9 protein-coding genes and 1 pseudogene are annotated in these 18515 nt (G+C 63.0%); 1 reads left to right on the plus strand and 9 read right to left on the minus strand.

Features of this window, described 5'->3' with window-relative positions:
- Positions 1-275: 275 nt before the first annotated feature.
- Positions 276-848, plus strand: coding sequence for a lytic transglycosylase domain-containing protein (locus tag AC07WT_RS35115; protein ID WP_494950509.1), 573 nt, complete (start codon positions 276-278; stop codon positions 846-848).
- Positions 849-895: 47 nt separating this feature from the next.
- Here the strand turns inward: AC07WT_RS35115 and ccsB are convergent.
- The 9 genes and pseudogenes from ccsB to AC07WT_RS35160 all read right to left on the minus strand — a co-directional run.
- A pseudogene (ccsB, locus tag AC07WT_RS35120) lies at positions 896-2017 on the minus strand (c-type cytochrome biogenesis protein CcsB); the annotation flags it as partial.
- 98 nt (positions 2018-2115) lie between these two features.
- On the minus strand, positions 2116-2817 hold the full coding sequence (locus AC07WT_RS35125; protein WP_494950510.1) for a c-type cytochrome: 702 nt from the start codon (positions 2815-2817) through the stop codon (positions 2116-2118).
- Between the two features lie 174 nt (positions 2818-2991).
- The gene (locus tag AC07WT_RS35130) at positions 2992-4488 is read right to left on the minus strand and encodes a cytochrome C (protein ID WP_494950511.1); all 1497 of its coding nucleotides are present in this window, start codon (positions 4486-4488) and stop codon (positions 2992-2994) included.
- A gap of 227 nt (positions 4489-4715) precedes the next feature.
- Complete coding sequence (locus AC07WT_RS35135; RefSeq protein ID WP_494951118.1) at positions 4716-6320, minus strand: c-type cytochrome; 1605 nt, start codon at positions 6318-6320, stop codon at positions 4716-4718.
- A gap of 95 nt (positions 6321-6415) precedes the next feature.
- Positions 6416-7252, minus strand: coding sequence for a LolA-like protein (locus AC07WT_RS35140; RefSeq protein ID WP_494950512.1), 837 nt, complete (start codon positions 7250-7252; stop codon positions 6416-6418).
- Positions 7253-7279: 27 nt separating this feature from the next.
- Positions 7280-8098: an outer membrane lipoprotein-sorting protein gene (locus AC07WT_RS35145; protein ID WP_494950513.1), complete on the minus strand. Its 819-nt coding sequence runs from the start codon at positions 8096-8098 to the stop codon at positions 7280-7282.
- Positions 8099-8140: 42 nt separating this feature from the next.
- Positions 8141-8644 (minus strand): hypothetical protein, encoded by a 504-nt coding sequence (locus AC07WT_RS35150; RefSeq protein ID WP_494950514.1) that lies wholly within the window; start codon positions 8642-8644, stop codon positions 8141-8143.
- Complete coding sequence (locus tag AC07WT_RS35155; protein WP_494950515.1) at positions 8644-16842, minus strand: cadherin-like domain-containing protein; 8199 nt, start codon at positions 16840-16842, stop codon at positions 8644-8646. Before AC07WT_RS35155 ends, AC07WT_RS35150 begins: the two co-directional genes overlap by 1 nt.
- Positions 16843-16859: 17 nt before the next feature.
- Complete coding sequence (locus AC07WT_RS35160; RefSeq protein WP_494950516.1) at positions 16860-18512, minus strand: multicopper oxidase domain-containing protein; 1653 nt, start codon at positions 18510-18512, stop codon at positions 16860-16862.
- Positions 18513-18515: the final 3 nt, after the last annotated feature.

An 18515-nucleotide genomic window follows, 5' to 3' on the forward strand; every position in this document is an offset into this window, starting at 1 on the left:
CTTTCTTTGAAGCAGCTTGCGAATGACGCACGATCCTGACGTCTGTGACAATCCATTACAGACGTAACGTTTCTGCACATGGGGTGAAAGCCCCCCTCGCAGCGCTTTGAAAAGGAGGGGGTTGCCCCATTGCTGACGTCCTTTTTCGCGAACCACAATGGCAACGCGGGGGGATTTCGAACATGTGCAGGCGCCCTTCTTTCCTGTCGATCTACACGCTACGGGCCGTCCCGCTACGGGCCGTCTCTATACAAGTCGTCTCGATGGTGCTCGGCATGAGCTCGGCCGGCGTCGTGCATGCGGACATATTCGGCGCAGTCGACAGCAAGGGCGCGATCGTCCTGACCAACGCGCCCGGCAAGGCGGGATTGAAGGTCATCGTGGCGGGAGAGCCGCCGGCCGAACACGACGCGAAACGAACCAACGCCACGTTCAGCGCTACGATCGATATCGCGCGTTTCGCCGATGTGATCGACGAAGCAAGCCGGACGTTTCACGTTCAGCCCGAACTGCTGCGAGCCGTGATCGACGTCGAGTCCCGCTTCAACCCGAACGCGGTATCGGACAAAGGAGCACAGGGACTCATGCAGTTGATGCCCGACACAGCGCGGCGCTTTTCCGACGGCAACATGTTCAATCCGCGCGACAACGTGCTGGCGGGCGCGCGCTATCTGCGCTTCCTGCTCGATCTCTTCAAGGAAGACATGGAGCTCGCGCTGGCCGCATATAACGCGGGAGAGAATGCGGTGATTCGAGCCGGCTACCGTATCCCGTCCCTGCCCGAGACACGTCAATATGTTCCGCGCGTCCTCGCCCGCTATCGGCGGCTGCTGACCGCCAGCAGCTAGGTCCTAGTGAGCGGGTGAGCGGAGCGGCAAGCGCCGCACGACGCTTTCTATAGCTTGCCGTAGCTATGCAGCCCCGACAGGAACATGTTGACGCCGAGGAACGCGAAGGTCGTCACCAGCAGGCCGGTCAGCGCCCACCAGGCTGCCATCGCGCCGCGCAGGCCCTTCATCAGGCGCATATGCAGCCACGCCGCGTAGTTCAGCCAGACGATCAGCGCCCACGTTTCCTTCGGGTCCCAGCTCCAGTAGCCGCCCCACGCTTCGGCGGCCCACAGCGCGCCGAGAATCGTCGCGATCGTGAAGAACGCGAAACCGACCGCGATCGACTTGTACATCACGTCGTCGAGCACCTCGAGCGCCGGCAGGCGATCGGCCAGCATGCCGCGCGCCTTCATCAGATACGCGACACCCACCATCGCCGACAGCGCGAAACTGCCGTAACCGATGAAGTTCGCCGGCACGTGAATCTTCATCCACCAGCTTTGCAGCGCCGGCACGAGCGGCTGGATCTGCTGCGCGTCACGCGCGACCGAGTACCACATCAGGAAGCCGACCGCCGCGCTGATCACCAGCAGCACGAACGCGCCGAGCGCACGGGTGTTGTAGTGCTGCTCGTAGTACAGATAGAACAGCGCGGTGATCAGGCTGAACAGCACGAACACTTCATACAGGTTCGAGATGGGAATATGGCCGACGTCCGCGCCGATCAGGTACGACTCGTACCAGCGCACCATCAGGCCGACAAAGCCCATCACCACTGCGGCCCACGTCATCTTCGAACCGATCGCGGCGCCGGTCGGCGAACGCGACACGAGGCCGATCCAGTAGAACACCGTGGCGAACATGAAGAGCGCGCTCATCCACAGGATCGCGGACTGGCTCGACAGGAAATACTTGAGGAAGAACGTGTTATCGGCGCGCGCCAGATCGCCGTGATAGAGCTGGATCGCAAACAGCGACAGCGCGGCGATGCCCACCATCAGCGGGCGCACCGGCTTCCAGCGCCAGCCGAGCACGACGAACACCGGCACCGCGCACACCAGCACCAGCTTGTCGTAGTAGTTCATGAACGGGTAATAGCGCGACAGCGCAAACCCCGCGCCCGCGACCATCACGAGGGCGAACAGCCAGTCGGTCATGCCGAGGCGCTTCAGGAAGGAACGGTCGTCGAGCGGCGTCGCTTCATTCGCGCCACGCAAACCCGCCGGCCAGCCTCGCGTCTGAATCGCTGCGCCTGCGAGCGCAGCGATACGTAAAGCAAGCGGGCTCATTGCCTGGCCTCGGGGCTGGCCGGCGCCTGCGGCTCGGCTGGCGGGCTGGCCGATGCCTCGGTCTCTGGCGGAAACGCCTCCACGAAGGCCGCGACGGCGCGCATATCCTGCTCCGACATATTGGCGCAGACCTCCTTCATGATTGCACCGCGGGGCCTATCTTCGCTGTGCTGGAACACCCTGAGCTGCTTCACGATGTAGTCCGCGTGCTGCCCAGCCAGACCAGGAAACTTGTCCGTCCCCTCGCCGTGCTGGCCGTGGCAGGAAACGCATGCCGCGACGCCCTTGTCCGGCAGGCCCGACGTAAAAATCGCTTTCCCCTGGTGAATGAGCGCCGGGTCGTCGGGTTCACCCAGAACCGCGTGCTGACTTGAAAAATACGTAGCAAGCTCGTCGATCTGCGCCTCGGTCAAGTGGGTAAAGCCCCACATGAATCGTTTTGCGTTCGGGTCGGATCGGGCGTGATTCTTGAAGTCCGTCAACTGAGCGACAAGGTATTCCCGTCGTTGTCCCGCCAGCTTGGGAAAGGTCGGCGATACCGACACGCCGTTCATGCCATGACAGTTCGAGCAAACTTGCAGAGCAATTGTCTTTCCGGGGACAGCCGGGTTATCGACTGCCCGGGACCGTTCCAGGTCGTGACAACCCGACCCGACAAGCAACATCCCAAGAGAGATGAACTGCGCCAATTTGTTCATGTCACGAACCTCCAGACTGCTCTTACCGCCCTTTAAGGCCGCGCAACAAAGCGCAGCGCAATCAGTGCGTATTTCAACGCCTCCCGTTTTCGCCGGTACTGCATGAACGCGAGGCACCTTCCTTTTATTCCAGGCCAGCGCGACTGGTTTTAGTCGGAAACGCTGGCATGGATGTCACCAATACGCGGCCCATAAGTAGACGAACAGCGTGTCGTTGTCCGATGCGTTGCGTCCGGTGCCGTCGTAGTTGGATCGGGATCCAAGGAATTTGGTGAAATGCGTGTATTGCAGGCCGACCCGGATGTTCTGCACCGGCATCCAGAAGATCTCGGGTATCCATCCCTGCGTGGCCGGAGAAAAGTTCGCGCTGCTGGCGTAAGCCACGCTATCGGTGCTGCCCGTCACATTGAAGAAAGCAAGGCTCACGCCGTACTTGGCCTGATAGATGTACGACACTTTCAGCAGCATCGATTTGAGATTCGCCGACTGGCTGTCGCCCAAAACGAAATTATTCGGATCGCTGATATTCTCGTGAACGTAGCGTGCCTGTGCGGTAAGCGTATGCGGTTCCAGCAGGTACTGATACTGCGCATCCACACCGATATCGCGATAGCGGGTCACACCTTGTGTGAATATCGGGAAAGCGTTTGGATCGTTGGGATAGACGTCGGCAAACAACCCAAACGTCCCCAGCATGATGTTATGCGGGCCCCATTCGCGAGTCAGCGCAAGGCGCCAATACGGGTTGTAGCCTTTCAGATAGGTCTGCGGGTGGGCCAGGTCTCCGGCCTTGCTGCCATGGCTCAGAAACGACCAGATTCCGTCGGCGGTGCTGTACGCGGTCAGTTCCGCGTATACCATCTTGTTCCAGTACAGGTAGCCACCAATGCCGACGACCTGCTGCGCCAATGCCCCCTCGATGAGAGGCGTAAACTGCGGAGACCCAACCGCGCTCGTCGACGAAGAGATGTAGGGGTAGCTCCACGCAGGCGCGGTGTTCCAGACGTCCTGCACGGTGGGATTGTTGTGCAACGTTACGCCCAGTATGAAGTCGCTCGCTTCGCCGACGATCCGTTCCACGTAACGGACATCGGTGTTGTCCGATGCCCATTTACCGATCCACTTGCCGTCGGCATTCTGGTGATCGTAGTTCGTATAGGTATATTGAGCGAACGCGCCGATCTTGTCGGTGATCTTCCCGGCGAGGAAAATGCTGGCCGCATCCCATGTCAGATTGCCGTCTTTGGGAGAGATGGGATTCCCGTTAGCGTCGTTGTTGTGCCTTGTCTTGGTCGCGTCGACCGATCCCATCACGGCGATCGGAATCGTGCGTTCGCCCATGGTATAGCCGTTCAGCTTGAACATTCGCCCATAGGGTGTCAGTTCAGGAAATTGGCCGCCGGCGTGACACGCCACGCAGCTTTGCCCCGTCTGGCGCGCGAATAGGGGCAATGCGTGCGCGCTGGAAGCCAGCAACAGACAAAGCGCCGCGAGTGCGGCTGTCGAGCCGCGGCAAAGCAGACGACAAAGCAGACGATAAAGCGCCTGGTTACCGATACTAGCCTTTGACATGGCCGTCTCCCCTGCACCGTCTCCGGGCTGCCTTACACCACGAGTGATAAAGACCTGGCACTGCATCAATGACGATTCGCATTTCTCACTGCTCGCCACGCTTACATTGTGCAAACGCGCGATGAAACCCGGCAGGGGGCAACGTCCTACTCTTGCGGTAGGTGAGCGCTCCAGTCCGTCATGATTCGACGGTCTTCCATGGTTTCCCCGAAACGTTGAACGGGCATGACCCGCTCTCGACCAGTCGATGAACGCGACGGGAAGCCGGCTCGCAAATGAAGTCACGCGCGAAGTCACGCGTGAAGCAGAGAGACTGCGCAGACTCGTCAGGGCACCGTCCATCTGCCATCGGCGACGACCCCGACTCGATCCGGCTCGGAAAACCGGACGATATAACCGCCTTTGGACGCGAAGTGCTGCCCCGGCGCCAGCGTCAGGCGCGGATAGTAGCCAGTCAGGATGCGGCGCTCAAGCATGTCCTGGATACGCTCGATCAGATATTCCCTGCCGAACGCATCGACCATATGGCTGAGCGTCTCAGCAAGCAGGCCGCACGCGAGATAGGTGTCCGCCTGCACCTGCGGGGCAACCATCGGAATCTTGCGGATCGAGAACCAGCCGAACGCATAGTCGACACGGACGCGCCGTCCGTCCGGCAAGTCGAACGGATACGCGAGGCGCGTGACGCCGCGCCAGCTCGCTGACAATGGCGTGTCATCCAGCCCGCCCAGCAGCCCCGACATGAACACCGTGTCCGACGGCGGCGGCAGGCGGCCGAGCGCCGCGATGTCGGGCGGACGTAGCCACAGCACAAGCACGTCCGCACGCGAAATGCCATGCGTGGCGCGCGCGACGCTGGCGTCTCGCGCAAGAGCACGATACGCCACCGTTATGCCGTGGCCCTTCAAGGCGGCGGCGAGCGCCTCTGCACCCTGTTCGCCGCTGTCGCCCGCGCGATAGATCTGCCAGACTGTTTTCACCGCGTGCGCCGGCTTGCTGCCGGCTTCATCGAGAATCCGCCCGGCCAGCAGATCCGCCTCGAGCAGCACACCCTTCGAGAAATACACGGAATAGAAATCGTGGTCGGTTTCGACCGGCACTTCCACGTTGGGAAAGAGACACGGCACGGCCTCCTGCTCGCAGAACTCGTGGACCGGCGCCCAGTTCCTGCCGCCGAGTCCCGACAGCACCGCAAGCACCGGCTGCTGCGCCAGATAGCGCCGCAACTGTTCATGCCATGTGGCCGGCGGACCGTTCAGCTCCCACACATGCAGTTCCCAGCGGCGATTGACCATGAACATCATCTTGCGCGACGAGCGCAGCGGCGGCGTCGCGCCAAGCGGAAACACGTTCTTGTCATCGAAGTACTGTTTGAGCACATCGAGCATGCCGCGCCGCTTCACCGGGTCCGCGTCGGGCGTAACGATCGTCGCGAAGTGCAGCACCGTGTCCGTGACACCCGCCGGCGCGCGCCGGTCGAGTCGCTTCAGATAACCGATCAGCGCAGCCATGTCGGTGTCGTTCAGCGCGTACTGCGGCATCAGATTGCTGAGCGGTTTGCCTTCCGAGTCGAGGCCCTCGCGTATCGCTCTTGCGATCGTCGCATCGGTGTACGGCTCGCGATTGGTGCGCATGCCGGGAATGTAGGGTATGTCGAGATCGTCGGGGCTGTCCGCGCGAGGATGGACCAGATACCGGCCGGTAATCGGCGGAATGCTGCTGTTGTTCCCCTCTCGGGACCCGAGGCCGCTGCGCCGATGGCAATTCATACAGGCCGCGGCGGCGCCGCGCAGATTCACGCCGCCGTCGTGCATGGCTTCAAGCGGTTCGCCGGAACCCAGCACGCCTTTCTGGAAGATCGCTTCCCCTGTGCTCCCGGTCGCGGCCAGCGGCGCCGAGGGAGCACAGTTCGCCTTGCCCACCGGCACCATCAGCGCGGCGAGCAACACGCATTGAACGAGTGTGCGCGCCGCGCGCGGCCGCGCCCGCGCGCTGGCTTCCCGGCTGACCCAGGCGCAGTCCATGGCTACGGGGTCGGCCGGGTCATCGCGCGAAGCGCCGGCGGCGAGGCGTCGGCGTTGACCGACACGGAATTGCGGTGACCCTGCGAGGCAGGCCTCGTGAACATCGCATCGTCCAGCGGCGGATTGAGCGACACCTTGTCGATCGCCAGCTTGTCGCGCTTTCCGGAAGCGGCCGCGCCGCTCTCGATCGTGAACGGTATCTGCAAGCCATCGACGCTCCGGTAGTCGCGGTACTTCACTTCCACGGTGACCGGCCCATGGAGGCCCCGCGCCTGGCGGTCGTATTTCACGTCCAGAAAGCTTTGCGCGTCGACCCACACGTGACGGGTCACGCCGGAAGGCAGCTTCACGGCAAGGCGGTAAGCATCGTGTCCGTCGACCTTATCGATACCGTCGAGCGCGACATCGACGCCCTTCGCCAGATGGTCGATCAGCATGCCGTCGATGACCTGCTCGTCATGCGCGGACTTCAACTCGTCCATCGTGTACGGCCGAAATTCGCCGTTGCCCATCGCGCTCGGGTTCAGCTTCCAGCCCTGCCGGCCGTCGAATACCCTGACAGCCTTCTGGTTGAACACGCTGATCTCGAAACGTGTCTTGTTCGGCCGTTTCATCGCGAGCATGAACGGCAGATCCTGCGCCGGGGCGTTCGCACTATCCACGTGTCCGGCCCAGACCATCGTCTGGATCTTCCGCCATGCGTCGAGGCCGCCTCTCGCAGCGACGTTTTTCTCGACGATCTGGTCCGCGCTCAGATCGTGTTCCGCCGGTATCTGCTCACTCGCGTACACCGCCACCGTCAGGAACGCGACGAGCACCCACAATACGATTTTTGTCATGACCGTGAACCTCGCACGGATGTTCGGCTAGTGGCTCGGCACTTTGGCCATGGCCAGCTGCGGTTTCGCAAACAGGGTGTCGTCCGCCGGCGGATTCACCGTGACATGCTCGATCGTCAACTTGTGCGGTTGTTTGCCGCCGGTGACAACGGTCTCCAGCGTGTGCGGCACGACAAGCCCACTTTCTTTCCGGTAATCGCGATAGAAGATGGCGACGTCGTGCATCTTGCCGTCGAGCTTGCGCGGTTCGCCGTCGATCTTCAGTTCCAGAAAGCTGCTTGCGTCGATCCAGATGCGGCGTGAGGCATTGTCTTTTGTCGTCACCTTCAGGACGTACGCGCGATGCCCTTCCACCTGTTCCATGCCCAGCGCCTCGACCCGCGAGCCCTTGCTCGCATAGTCGATCAGCGGTCCGTCCAGTTCGGCCGATACCGCGGCCGATCTGGCCTCCGCGGGCGTATAGGGTTCGACTTCATCGCGTCCGAGGAAAGGTCTCACTTTCCAGCCCTGTGCGCCGTCGTAGACCTGATAGGCCGCCTGCTCGTTGAAGCGCACCTCGAAGCGGCTCTTGTGCGGCCGCTTCAACGTCATCACGAACGGCAGCTTGGTGTTCTTCGTGCCGCCGGCTTCGATCTGCCCCGACATGGTCATCGCACTGACCGCGTGCCACGCCTGAAGCCCGCCGCGTGCCGCGACATTCCGGTCGACGATCTGCGCCGCGCTCAGATGACTCGCCGCCGCGGCCTGAGCCGTTCCTGCGGTCGAGGCCGCGAACGCAGCCGGGCCGGCTGCCAGAAAACCCGCCACCGAGGCTGCGGAGAGCGCCATCAAAAGAAACCTGGTCATGAGTCACCTCCTCTATTTATGTCATGGATCGCTGTCCCGCGATCATTCGACTATCAGTCCGTCGATATGGAGCGAGCCGACGAATACGTCGACGCGGTCCCCCGCCTTGATCGGATTGCCTTTGTTGGAAAACACCATCCAGTATTCCTGACCGGGTTCCAGCGGACCGGTCTGGCGCAGCTGGCCGATCTTGTCCATGACCGGAATTTCGAGCAACGCATGGCTCGCTTCCCCGTACAGATAGGCGGTCGCGGTCTTCTCGCCGAGCAGATGCGCCGCCGCCGGATCGGTCACGCGGTAGCTGAAGCGAATCAGATTGCCCGATGCGGTACGGCGCACGCTCAGGTTGTCGATGCCCTTCATCAGCCCGTAGTAGTTCTTGGCGCGCTGCGACATGCTCACGGGCAAATACGGCGAGTGCCTGGGCGTAGACGCCGCCGGTGCGCCCTGCTGGGCCGCGACCGCTTGAACCACGGTCGCGGCCAGACAGACGCTGCTCGCCGCGAACAGCACCACCAGCGGCGTCGGGAGGGATCGAAGTTTCATCACGGCGCTCCTCCGAGGACCGCCGTCATGCCCTGCAACGGGCCGAACAGAGCGCCCGATTCGTTCCCCAATGCGAGCGGATAGGTCGTGAAGCCGCCGAACACGAACTCGACCGCACCGATATCGTATCCGGCGCCTTGCGGCCGCTGCGTGCCGAAGATGTCGTGATCCGGCGCACCGGTTGACGTGCCGTTATTGATGGCCGGCGAACCCGACTTGATCGTGTAGTTGCCCAGTATCACGTTATAGCCGGTGCCCGACGTGAGCGCTTCGTTGAACAGCGACAGCGGACCGTACGACATGTTGATCCACTGATTGCCTTCATCCGGCGTCGCCGACGGCATCAGGGCGAACAGCGGATTCGGAAGCACCGTATCCGAAATGCCCGGGGGCACCGTGATGCCGATCCCGCCCGCTTCCGGCGGCACACGCGAACCATTGCAGTACTGACTCACCACCGCCGGATTCAACCCGCTGTTGTGCGCTCCCGGGTAGTCGCCGACGTCGGTCAGAATCGAGTACCGCGGGTTCATCGACATGCCTGCCTGACGGCTGCTGGCCGAGGTGTCGCCGAACGCGCCGATATCCCAGTAGACCGCATTCGGATCGCAATAGCCCGTCGCCTTGCCTGCCTGATTCAAGGTCGGATTCAATGCGACCGCGTTCTGCAGGCCCGCTATGCTCTTGTTCAGCCCGCCCACCGTGATATAGAACGTGCGGTTCTGCCAGAACAGATTGTTGGTCAGCACCGGGTTCGAGAACGTCGTGCAGTTGGGCTGACCCATCGGGCACATCACATGCGAGTTGGTGAACGCGGCAATGAAGTTCGACGTATGGCGCGCGGTCTCCAGCCCAGCCGGCTGGTAAGTCGACGTCGTGATCGGATTGCACGTCGTTTCCGACCCCACCGTCGTGCAATTCGGCGGCCCGACGTTGGCCTGCGCGGCGGCAGAGGTGTTAAAGAGCACGCCTGCCGACGCTGTCGCGTCGTTGGAGACGACCGTGTTGTTGACGAAGCTCACGCGCACCGCATCCTGCAGCGAGACGCCGCCTCCCGCCCACCCGGCCACGTTGTTCGCGATGATGTTATTGATCACGCGAACGTCATACCACGCGTTCTGGTTGCTGGGGCTGCGTTGCACATCGGTGCCGTTGACGCTCTGCAGCCGCAGGCCGCCACCCTTGCCGCTTTCGGCCGTGTTGCCGACGATCAGATTGCCGTCGAGCACGAGGCCAGGGCCCACGCCATCCGAAAGCTGGGGCGCGCAATCGACGTCCGTGGTCGTGTTCTCGCAGAACGTGCCGTCAGGAGGCACGCCTTCGGCAATTACGCCGCCACCGTAAGTGGGCAGCGTCGGGTTGTTGCTCTGGTTGAACAGCACCCAGTTGTGCGAGATGTCGCCGTTGTAGCTGAACCCGAAGTGCGCGACACCGCCGCCATCGCCGCCGCTTATGTTGCCGCAGACCCAGTTGTAGTTGAAGTGATAGTAATCGGCGCCTGTACAGAAGGTCACACCGCCCGCTGCCGAAGGCGTGGTCGAGTTGATTTCGTCGCCGTACGAAGCGTTCGACGTGACCGCGTTGTGGTGCACGTTCACATGCGCGTTGAACTGGAACGGCAGCTCCGTCACACCGTCTCCGGCAATGGTCGCGTCAGGCGTTTCGACCTGGCCCACCGTGATGCCGCCCGTGAGCGTCCCTGAGTTGGCGAAGACACGGTTGTTCGAGACCTCCGTGTAATGGTTCCAGCCGTGCAGGAAGATCCCGCCGCCGCCTTGCGAGCTGTTGGTGAAGGTCATGCCGTCGATCCGCGACGGATTGCACAGGAAGTTGCTCGGATAGTTGGTGCAATCCGCGTTGCTGTCCGTGAGCGGCGCGCAGATGCCGTTCGCGGTGCAGTTCGGATCGGGTTGCAGCGCGCCGCCCACCAGCACGTCCTTCACGCCTTTGCCGAGAACGGTGATGGCCGCACCTTCATACGCGCCCATCAGCGTCGGCTCGATCAGCAGTTCGGCCAGATTGCCGTTCAGGTTGAAGTCCCAGCCGGAGATCGGTTCGAACGGGATTCCGTCGACTTTGCGCTGCATCGCTGTCGAGCACGAATACGTGCTGGTCGGATCGTACGGATTGCTTGCCGAGATCGGGCCGCCGTTCAATGCGTCGCCGAAGAGGCAGCCAACCTGCCTGCGCCACGGGTCCATCTTGCCCGACGGATGCGTGTTCGCGTTGACCGTCACCGACGTCGCGCCAACGCCTTGCAGCCGGACCGGCTTCCACATGAGCAGCATTTCGTTATAGACACCTGGGCCGACGACGATCATGTCGCCCGGCGTTGCCTGGTCGATCGCGGTCTGGATCGCGTTGCTCGTGGCGTTCTCGCCATTCACGTAGGTCGGCGGCTTGCCGCCGATCGTCACGGTGACCGTATCGATCGAGCGCTTGCCGTTGCCGGCCGTGATGACGAGTTCACCGCAGTTCGTCGGCGTCGGCGTCAGCAGGCCTCTTTGCTGGATCGTGCAGCTCAACTGCGGCCCGATGCCCGGCAACGGCGCCTGCGGCATCACCTGAATCTGCGTATCGCTCCATGATGTGATGATTGCCGGCAGGCCGCCGATCGTCACCGATCCCGATCCCCGTTGCGCACCGAAACCATAGTGGCGCGTGATGAACTTCTGGTTGAACGGCGCCTTGGTCGCGCCCGGTCCCGTGTACGCATGGTTCGGCACCTGCTGGTCGCCCTGAGCCTTGATCGTCAGCGTGTGGCCGAACGTGCTGATCCACGGGCCCGCGCCGCCGCCACTCGAGTCGCCGGTGACGCTGGCGATCGCGGGCGTGGCATCCGGGTACGCGCAGTCAGGCTGGTCGTAGCCTTCCGCGAAGGCCGAGACCGGCACCACCGGCGTATCCATGTACTGAGTCTGTCCGGGCATGAACGGAATCTCGTAGCAGAACTGGCTGTACGCCGGGTTGAACAGAGGATCGCGAATCGTCTGGCCAGGATGCGCCGGGTCGGGCATGTCCGGGTCGTTCATGCAGGCGACCATCATGGTCGGCGCATAGCCGGTCGGGTTCGGCGGGTTGACTTGCCAGGTCGAATAGTTCAACCCGTTGAAGATGCCCCATTGGTCCGAATACGTGCGCGCGACTTCGTTGCCGGAAAAATCCTTCATCGAGATCGGTACGTTCGGTACCGCGAATTTTTCGCCGAATTGCGGCGAATACGGATCGAACTCCGAAGAGAAGTCATCCAGCATGAAGCCGGTGTAGTGCGAGGCCACGTGCGTCGAACTGAAGATCCAGAACTTCGTCAGCACTGTCGACTGGTTCGTCAGGTTCACTTCCTTGCGGTCGCACAGGTGCCGCGAGGCGCCCGCGAACGGCGCGACTTCCTGTACGCCCGGGAAAATGCTCATGTAGTCGGGCACGATGCGCAGCTCACCGACGCAAGGCCAGGAGGTCTCGACGCTGCCCGTGTCGCCCTCACCCCTGGAGTACGTGTTGGATCCGAGATTCGTGGTCGGATTCTGCGCATTGTTCCGGTTGTAGGTGGAATTCATCGCAGCCTGGTCGGGCAGGATAAAGATGGCGCCGATGCCGCCGAACTGCTGTGTCACAGGCGCGATGTAGTTGTCGCCGATCAGGATGTTCTTGTCCTCCTCCTTCACCAGTTCGTAGCCCGGCGGCAAGATCACTTCGACCACATACTTGCCGGCAGGCAGCATCTTGGTGCCGTCGCCCGAAGGATTCGCCACGCAGATCTTGCAGTTCGTCGCGATAGGCTTGCCCGTAGTCGTATCCCGCGCCGTCACGCTGGGGAATTTGTACATCCCGTCGTACGGCGCCGGCTGCAGCTGGTTGAACGCGTGCATGCCGTCATAGCACTTGAACTGCGAATTCGCGGGCAACGGACGATGCTGCGGGTCGAGCCACTGGGTGGTGTTCTGCAACGTGAAGAAGTACGGGTCGTTGGTCTCCTGCCCCGGGCAGTTCATGTTCGGCACGCCGTCCGAGCGGAAGCCCTGCGCCCAGTCGTCCCAGCTCGCACTCTTGGTCGTGTCCACCAGCGTCAGGCTGGTGGTGCCGTCTGCGGCAGTGCCCTCCTGATACAGATTCACCGTGACGTTCGGCACGTTAGGCGTCCACTTCGTGTGGATCAGCAGCGAAGGATCGTCGAACGGCCGCGTCGATGCATAGATGACTTCGCCCCGGATGCCGCCGTTTTCGTTCGCGCCAAACGGCGCCTTGCCGAACTCGATAAAAGAACTCTGCCCCGAGAAGCCCTGCCAACCCATCGTGGTCACCCACGGCGGATCGACTCTGCCAGTCGAAGGGTTCGTGCCCGAGCGGTCCTTGCAGTCCGCATCGTTGCAATACACCGCGCCCGGCACGCGCAGGTTCGTCGGCAGGTGCGCCGTCGCCGATTCCAGCGTGTTGGCATAGTTGGCGGCAATGGTCGAAGTGCCCCCGCCAGGTGTGCCGTCGGGTGGACCGCCCGCGTCATAGACGACGTGGACGCCCGTCTGCTTGAAGCGGGTCTCGTCGGTGTCGACGACGTACCAGTTGAACAGCGGGAACACTTCGTTGAACGTCGCGTAGCCGTTCATGTCGGTGACGTTGAAATTCGAATAGCTGCCGTCGCGGAAGCGGATATTGGTTGAAAGCAGCGCGAGCGGTGGGGAATCCGGCTGCGAGACGCCGGAGCCGGTCAGGTCCATGAAGGTCCGGGTGTAGAGATTCGTGTGCCACTGGAGCACCGAAATATCCCCGACGTTCACGGTCTGGCCGTTCGCCAGCTTGACCGCCGTCGCGAGCCCATCGAGGATCTGATCGTTCCATTGATCGATGATCGTGATTCTGTACGTGCCGGGGGGCAGGCCGCTAAAGCTGAACGTTCCATCGGCATTGCACTTGGTGAACGCGACATCCTCGCCGTCCGGATCGCCGACGCTGACGTAGCACTGGGTGAAACTCAGCGAGGTGCGCGAGCCGCTGCCGTAGAGGTTCTCGTTCGGCGGACGGCTGTAGTGCAGGTTCGTTACCCTGCCCTTGAGCCCGTTGTTGCACGTCGCAGCTGCGGCGCCTGTGCAGAGGAGCGGCAGGCGGGCATTGATGATTTTCGGATTGGCAAAGCCGACCGCGACGTGAAAGCCCGCCGGTCCGAATTCCTGGAAGTACGCCGGGCCGCCGATCTTGACGAACGCGTCGTGGGCCTTCTGTCCGTCCAGCGTGTTCGTCTGCAGCCATTCCTCGCCTCTGGCGATTCTGTCGGCTGCTGGCGTCGCGACGACGCCGTACCGGCCGGGCATCAGGTTGGCAATGATGGCCTGGCCGACGAGCGGCGACAGCGTCTTGCCATCCGACTCGTATTTCGGGCAGGTCGGGATCATGCCGACAATGCCGTCGGTCGATGTCGAAATCGGGCAGGCGTTGAGGCCCGTGACCGGATCGACGGTGCCCTGCAACGAATTGGACAGCGGCATGTTGAACATGTCGTAAGTCATCTGTCCGGTCGGGTCGCCGGTTTGCCCCGCGTCGTCCCAGAGCTTGATTTCGAACCCGCCGAGTCCCGGCTCGCGGGCTGTACCAAACACATCGGTTCCACCGCTGACGTCCACCTCTCCATTGAGCGGGGCGTCGTCCTCGAAGACGAACACGGAGACCTTCGCTGTCGGGAACGGCGATTCTGTGGCCAGCACGTTGACGGTTTTCTGTCCGGGCGCGATCGGCGCGCCGCTCATGGTGTGGCCGCACTTGCCCGTGCCCGGTGCAAAATCCGCGCCGCCGGGACCCGATGGGCAGTCCTTCGCGATATCGAACTGTCTCGTGGGCGCAGTGGTGGGCTGCGGGTTGCCCCCGCCATTCCCGAACGTATTGCCCGCGTCGCCCGGCAAGACCGAGATGTAGTAGTGCTTGGTCGGATCGAGCGCCACCTGGCTGGGATCGACCGGCGTCTGGTGCGCATCGGCAGGGTTCGTGAAGGTGCGGCACACGCCGTTGCCGACGTCGCACACAGCCGGCAGGTGAGAGTTGGTCTTCGGGTCGTACACCGTCTGCCCTGACTCGCAGGCGACGGTGCCGACACAGCCTGCTGCCACCACCGGCATGTAGCTGGTGTGGAAGTTTGCGCCGAGACTCGGAACCGGCAGCGCCGGGCACGTAGCCGGCCGCGTTGTCGCAGTCGTCTGGCAGGCAGGATCGATCTGGAAGGTACGGTCCTCCTCGATGATCCAGCGGTAGTCTGTCAGCTGAACCGGCGTCTTGCCCGGCAACGTGCTCGGCGCGTCCAGCACCTTGACGACGATGCCGCTGCCGCCCTTGAACGTCACCGTCACGGTCGCGGCAGCGCTCGGCGTGCCCTGCGAATTCGTTGCCGTGTAGTTGAACGTCAGGTTGGCGCTGGTAGCACTGCCGACCGGCGGCGCCGTCGGTACTGCCGTGAACGACCCGTCCGGATTCAGCGTGACGCTGCCGCCGGTGACACCACCCGAAAGCGCCGCGGTAAGCGGCAGCCCGGCCGGATCCCTGGCATTGGCCAGCACGCCCGGTGCGCCGATCTGCAGCAGCGACGCGATGTTGCTCGTGTAACTGCCGTTGTTGGCCACCGGCGCGCCGGACAGACAGCCGTTGGCGGCGCTACAGGCTGACAGCGTGACCGTCGCCGATATCAAAGGATTGCCGTTCGCCTGATACACAAAGCTGTCGGCTGTCGTGCCGGCATTCGGCACATAGACGAACGTGCCGTCCGGGTTCAGCGTGAGCGCGCCGCCCGTGGTCGGGGTCTTGACCTCCACGCCGTACACGTTGACATCCTTCGCTTTCACGCCCTTGGCGGGGTCCGACACGGTCAACGTCGTGCCCTTGACGAAGAAGTAGCTCGCGGCATTGGCAACCGCATTCTGATTGGCCAGCGACGACGTCGGCAGCGCGCCGCTATTGACGCTGATGTAGCCCTGCATCCCGCCATCGCGCTGATTGTTGGTGGACAGACTCAGTTCGCGGTCGAATACCGGGAGCGCCAATGCGCCCGTTGCCGGTGCGTTCAACAACACGTCCTGCGTCTTGCCGGCCGCCAGAAACACTTCCGACTGAACCCGCGCATTGCCGGGCAACACATTGCCGTCCTCTGCAATCAGCGAGAAACCGGACACGGCAGGCGTGCCGGTTTGCGCGCCCACCACCGCCGGAACGTGCATCCGCAGACCCGCGTTCACAAAGCGCACCAGCACCTGGCCGGTAGACGCAGGCGCGGTGACGGCAAACGACGAGGCATTGGCGTTCGTGCGGTCGAAGGCGACACCGTTGATCAGGTAGTAGCGCGGCTCGTAGTTCACCGTCGGCGGATAGCAGGTGCCGAACGTCGTCGATTTCGAATCGCCGCAGCCGCCGGGCTGACCCGACCACACCAGGGTTTCGCTGAAGCCCGTCGTCGTCACCGCCGCTGCCGCAGCAGCGTTTTGCACGGGATCGATTTCGCTCAGCAGGAGCGGCACATCGGCGTCATAGCAGATATTCGGATAGGCCTGATAGGTCTGCGACGCCACCGGGCAGCTCACGCTGCCGCCGACCGGGGTCTTCACCACCAGCACGCCGTACAGCCCCATCGGCCCCTGGATCGACGGATGCGTTCCCGACTCGATCAGATAGGTGCCGGGGCTGAGATTGTTCCAGGTTAGCGAGGTTGTCTGGCCCTTCGCCACTTCGGTCGCAAACGACTGGACACGAGGTCCTTGCGCGGGCGGCGTGAAGGTCGCGCCGGTTGTGGCGGTCGCAGTGATGGCAATCGGCCAGGTCGTCGTCATTTGCGTTGGATGCGGGGGACTCGGCAAGCTTGTCGCTGTCGTCCCCAGACCGCCGCCCAATTGCCCAGCGATGACGAGCGAGGTCGGCACGGAGGCGGGCAAGCTATTGGTTAGATTGATCGTCAGCGGTCCTGGCGGCACGGTAATCACCACCGGCGACCAGTTCGCTCCAGCGCCCGGATTCGCCGCCGCACAGGTAGCCGGCGCCACCGCAGCCGGCGTACAGGTGTAGCCCCACATCGGCACAGCCTGCCCGTCAGGCAACGCAGCAGTCGTCGCTTTCGCTGTCAGATTGACGACCTGGGCGAAAGATACGCCACTGGCCGTCAGCAGAACACACGCCGTGACCCCTGCCTTGAACACGTCGAAGAGGGTCGCCTTAAACTGGGTGGATCTCATAGCGCTTCTCCCCGCCTCTAATTGGATTCGTCAATCAGGAAAACTTGTGGGTCGACGAGCATCATCATCATCATTCCGCCAGGGAAGATGTTGTTCGTGGTGATCTCGCGCTCGTTATGCGAGTGCCACATGAAAGCAAAGCCTGCTTCGGTTGCCGGTGGATTCACGACCGTCCCGCTCGGCGGCGTCGTTCCGGTCGGCGCCGTGGCGCGTATGGTCGCGTCCGGTCCGAGGTAAGGGCTGCCGCCATACCAGAAACCGTTCGTCAGGACGTGCGAGTCAGGCAGCGTGACCGGGCCGCCGCTGCCGACGTTGCCGAACGGATGCGTTTCGAGCGCCTTGTTGTGATCGGCGCACCACTCGTAGTAGTTCGGCGCGTGCGGGTCGGCCGTGTAGTAGCCGTTCGCATCCGGAATGCAGACGACCGGCTTGCCGAAGTAAGCAGCAAATTTCGGATCGGTCTCGGTGTACAGACTCCCTGGCTTATGCGCGTAGACGTCCCAGTTCAGGCCCCTGCCTGTCCAGTAGAAAATCCCGTCCATCGCGAGACCCGGCGTCGTGGTCGTCGTGAACAGCAAGGGGCCGGCCACCTTGGTCGCGTCCGTCTTGCTCAGCAACATGTTTCCATCGCGCGCCAGCACGCGCACGTGATTGCCGTGCTCGTGGAACGGATGCTGCCAGCGGCCGGTGCCGACGATGCGCAACAGCACCAGTTCACCCGGATGCATGTGCGGATTGCCGTTGTAGGGCTGGTGCGGATACTGCACCGCGTAGTTCGGATCCATGTCGTCAGGCATCGAGCGGCCGTTGACCATGAAATAGGCCGGGTGATACGGCTCCGTCTCGACACTCATGCAGCCGTTTGGCTGCGTGCAGGCGTTCGCGGCCTGCTGTTCCGCCTGCGCATGGATGCGCGGATCCATTTCGGAGAACTGGAACAGATACTCGCGGTCGTAACAGGCCGCGCTGTGGTTGTAGGCCGCGGGGGCGTTGCGGAAGTCCGGCTGCCCATCCGGCAGCGTCGCCGCGACCGCGCGGCAGCCTGTCGGCACGGCCACCGTGCCGGGTGCCGAGGTCGGCAAAACGATGATCGCGCCGTACAGGCCCATTTCGATCTGCAGATCGCCCTGCGTGCCGCTGTAGTACGCATGCGTGCCGGGCGTCGCCGCGACGAAGCTATACGTTACCGTGGCGCCGTGCGCGGCCTCGCGCGTCAGCAAGCCGGGCACGCCGGTGAGCGTGGTCGGACAGCTTCCATCGGGGTTCAACGCCGCGGCGCAGACCTGGAATCCGGGAAACAGGATCGACGTGTTGCCCGCCGCGGCCGGCAGGTTGTTGGTGAGCGTCACCGTGACGACGTCGCCCTGTTTGACGATCAGTGTCGGACCGGGAATCTGCATGCTCGGACAGTTCGCGCCCGCGATCGTGGACGGCGAAAAGCCGGCCGGCGCGAGGCGGCATCCATAGCCCCATGAGTAAACGCTCGCACCGTCGGGTTGGGTGATGCGGTTTGCCTCGGCGCTCAGATCGAAGTGCGTGCCTGTGATGCCCGGCGCCGCCGCTTGCGCGTGCATGCAGACGAGCGCGGCGAGCGTCGCCGCGCCGACTCGCACAAGCCGTCCAAGCTGCGCGAGCGCCGCGCGCCATGTATGGTGAGTAATGTGGGCCACGGC

It is taken from the genome of Paraburkholderia sp. GW821-FHT02A12, assembly GCF_059422005.1.

Coding starts and splice junctions, on each gene's coding strand:
- AC07WT_RS35155 (WP_494950515.1), bottom strand. CDS start 16,842: ATGAGATCCACCCAGTTTAAGGCGACCCTCTTCGACGTGTTCAAGGCA.
- AC07WT_RS35135 (WP_494951118.1), bottom strand. CDS start 6,320: ATGGTGCCGGTGGGCAAGGCGAACTGTGCTCCCTCGGCGCCGCTGGCC.
- AC07WT_RS35140 (WP_494950512.1), bottom strand. CDS start 7,252: ATGACAAAAATCGTATTGTGGGTGCTCGTCGCGTTCCTGACGGTGGCG.
- AC07WT_RS35115 (WP_494950509.1), top strand. CDS start 276: ATGAGCTCGGCCGGCGTCGTGCATGCGGACATATTCGGCGCAGTCGAC.
- AC07WT_RS35125 (WP_494950510.1), bottom strand. CDS start 2,817: ATGAACAAATTGGCGCAGTTCATCTCTCTTGGGATGTTGCTTGTCGGG.
- AC07WT_RS35145 (WP_494950513.1), bottom strand. CDS start 8,098: ATGACCAGGTTTCTTTTGATGGCGCTCTCCGCAGCCTCGGTGGCGGGT.
- AC07WT_RS35150 (WP_494950514.1), bottom strand. CDS start 8,644: ATGAAACTTCGATCCCTCCCGACGCCGCTGGTGGTGCTGTTCGCGGCG.